Genomic DNA, 1,496 nt, shown 5'->3' with positions numbered 1-1,496 from the left:
GGGTGGGACACCAGCGCGGATTCCACCTCGGTGGTGGAGATGCGGTGCCCGGACACGTTCATCACGTCGTCCACCCGCCCCAGCAGCCAGATGTCACCGTCGGCGTCGTACTTGGCGCCGTCCCCGGCGAAGTAGAAGCCCTGCTCGGCGAAGCGGGACCAGTAGGTTTCGCGGTAGCGCTGCTCGTCGCCCCAGATACCGCGCAGCATGGCGGGCCAGGGCTTGTCCAGCACGAGGTAGCCCCCGCCACCGGGGCCGACCTCGGTGCCGGTGTCGTCGACCACCTTGGCCGAGATCCCGGGCAGGGGTTTCTGCGCGGAACCGGGTTTGGTGGCGGTCACCCCGGGCAGCGGGGAAATCATGATCGCCCCGGTCTCGGTCTGCCACCAGGTGTCCACGATCGGGGTCTTCCCGGCCCCGATGTGCTCGCGGTACCACATCCACGCCTCCGGGTTGATCGGCTCACCCACCGACCCCAGCACCCGCAGGCTCGACAGGTCGTAGGAGGCGGGGATCTGCTCACCCCACTTCATGAACGTGCGGATCAGCGTCGGCGCCGTGTAGTAGATCGACACCTTGTAGTTCTGGATGATCTCCCAGTGCCGCCCCTCGTGCGGGGTGTTCGGCGTGCCCTCGTACACCACCTGCGTGGCCCGGTTCGCCAACGGCCCGTACACGATGTAGGAATGCCCGGTCACCCACCCGATATCGGCGGTGCACCAGTACACGTCCTGGCCGGGCTTGTGGTCGAACACCACGTGATGGGTGTAGGCCACCTGCGTCAGATACCCACCCGAGGTGTGCAGGATCCCCTTCGGCTTCCCCGTTGTCCCACTGGTGTAGAGGATGAACAACGGATGCTCGGCATCAAAGGCCTCCGGCGCGTGCTCCACCGGCTGACCCGCCACCAACTCATGCCACCACACATCCCGCGCCGGATCCATCGGCACCTCATCACCGGTACGCCGCACCACCACCACCGTGCGCACCGACTCCGCACCCGCCAGCGCCTCGTCCACATTCGCCTTCATCGGCGCGGCCTTACCCCGCCGGAACTGCCCATCCGAGGTGATCACCACCCGCGCCTGGGCATCATCGACCCGCGACCGCAACGCCGCCGGCGAAAACCCACCGAACACCACACTGTGCAACGCCCCGATCCGCGCACACGCCAGCATCGCCACGATCGCCTCCGGGATCATCGGCAACTGGATCGCCACCCGATCCCCCGACCCCACCCCCAACGACACCAACGCGTTCGCCGCCCGGCACACCTCATCCTTCAACTGCCCATACGTGATATCCCGCGTATCACCCGGCTCCCCCACCCAGTGAATCGCCACCTGATCACCATGACCGGCCTCCACATGCCGATCCACACAGTTGTAGGCCACATTCAACTTCCCACCCACGAACCACCTCGCGAACGGCGCCCCCGACCAATCCACCACCCGCGAAAAATCCGTCTCCCACGACAACCGCCGAGCCTGCTCCCC

General features: G+C 66.7%; 1 protein-coding gene. It reads right to left on the bottom strand.

The features are described from left to right. Positions 1-1,496: acetate--CoA ligase (gene acs / locus FNH05_RS37220; protein WP_144593514.1), on the bottom strand; the 1,496-nt coding region annotated here is incomplete at both ends.

The organism is Amycolatopsis rhizosphaerae, assembly GCF_007713715.1.
GTDB classification, from domain to species: Bacteria; Actinomycetota; Actinomycetes; order Mycobacteriales; family Pseudonocardiaceae; genus Amycolatopsis_E; species Amycolatopsis_E rhizosphaerae.
Note: the sequence above shows the minus strand (reverse complement) of the source record. Positions and strands in the feature narration are given on the sequence as shown.